This is a genomic window from Catenulispora pinistramenti (genome assembly GCF_018274385.1).
GTDB classification, from domain to species: Bacteria; Actinomycetota; Actinomycetes; order Streptomycetales; family Catenulisporaceae; genus Catenulispora; species Catenulispora pinistramenti.
Window position 1 is genome coordinate 1 of record NZ_JAAFYZ010000484.1, and the last position, 1,332, is coordinate 1,332.

1 protein-coding gene is annotated in these 1,332 nt (G+C 74.8%); it reads right to left on the reverse strand.

The genetic code is table 11. From position 1 onward, the window contains the following. A partial coding sequence (locus tag KGQ19_RS48630) for a serine/threonine-protein kinase (RefSeq protein WP_212022438.1) occupies positions 1-1,332 on the reverse strand: 1,332 nt, incomplete at both ends.

The following is a 1,332-nucleotide window of genomic DNA, read 5'->3' on the forward strand; positions in this document are numbered from 1 at the left end:
GGTCCGAGCGGTTGGAGGTCGGGGGCGGCGGGGCGGAGGCCGCCGCCGCGCTCTGCCTCGGGACCAGTGGCGTCACGGCCTTCGGCTGCTGTGCCATCGCGGTGGTCGGGACCGGGTCGGACGGCATCGCGGTCGTCGACTTCGGCAGCGTGGCGGACGAGGCCTGCTGGTTCACGGTCGAGGCGGGCGTGACGGTGGCCGGGCCGGGGGCGGGCTTGGCGCCCGTCGTGCCGGGCGTGGCGATCGGACCCAGCGGGCTCTGGCTCTGGCCCAGCGCGTTGACCGGGCCGAGCGGGCCCACCGAACCCATCGCGCCCGCCGAACCGATCGCACCCGCCGCGCCCATCGCACCGGCAGCGCCGACAGCACCGGCCGCACCGGCCGCACCGATCGAGCCCATCGCCGAGCCCGCTTCCATCGCCACAGTCGGGGACGGCGCGTCGAACGCCCGGGTCGCGCCGCGCTGCGGCTTGCGCGCGACCGGCGGCAGCGGCTTCGTCCCCAGCGCGTCGAGCCCCTGCCAGACATCCTTCATGGTGGGGCGGTCGATGGGCTCCGGGCTCAGCATCCGCAGGATGGTGTCGGTCAGCGGGCCGGAGCGCTTGGGCCGGCGCATCTCGTTGCGGACCACGCGCAGCAGCGTGGCCATGGCGTTGGCGTCCTCGCCGAACGGCGGGATGCCCTCGACCGCGGCGTAGAGGGTGGCGCCGAGCGAGAACACGTCGGCCGGGAACGCGACCGGATGCCCCTGCGCCACCTCCGGCGCGGTGTACGCGGGGGTGCCCAGGATCTCGCCGGTCGCGGTGACGGTCGCGTCGCCGGTGGCCCGGGAGATGCCGAAGTCGGTGAGCTTCACGGTGCCGTCGGAGGTCATCAACACGTTGCCGGGCTTGATGTCCCGGTGCACGATGCCGCGCTCGTGGGCCGCGGTGAGCGCCGAGGCCAGCTGGGCCCCGATGCTGGTCACCTCGGTCGGCGTGAGCACCGCACCGGTGGCCAGGATGTCGCCCAGGCTCTGCGAGGGGACGTACTCCATGATCAGGTAGGGACGGCCGTCGTGCTCGGCCACGTCATAGATGACGACCGCGTTCGGGTGCTGAAGCCGCGCGGCGATGCGCCCCTCACGCCGGGCGCGCTGGTGCGAGGTGCGGACCTGCGCGCCGCTCATGCCGTGGTCGGGACGCAGCTCTTTGACGGCGACGTCGCGGCCCAGGACCTCGTCGCGGGCCCGCCAGACCACGCCCATGGCGCCGCCGCCGATCAGGGAGACCAGGCGGTAGCGGCCGGCTACCAGGGAGGCCGGGTCGGGGGCCGGGGGTTCGGGCTTGGGTC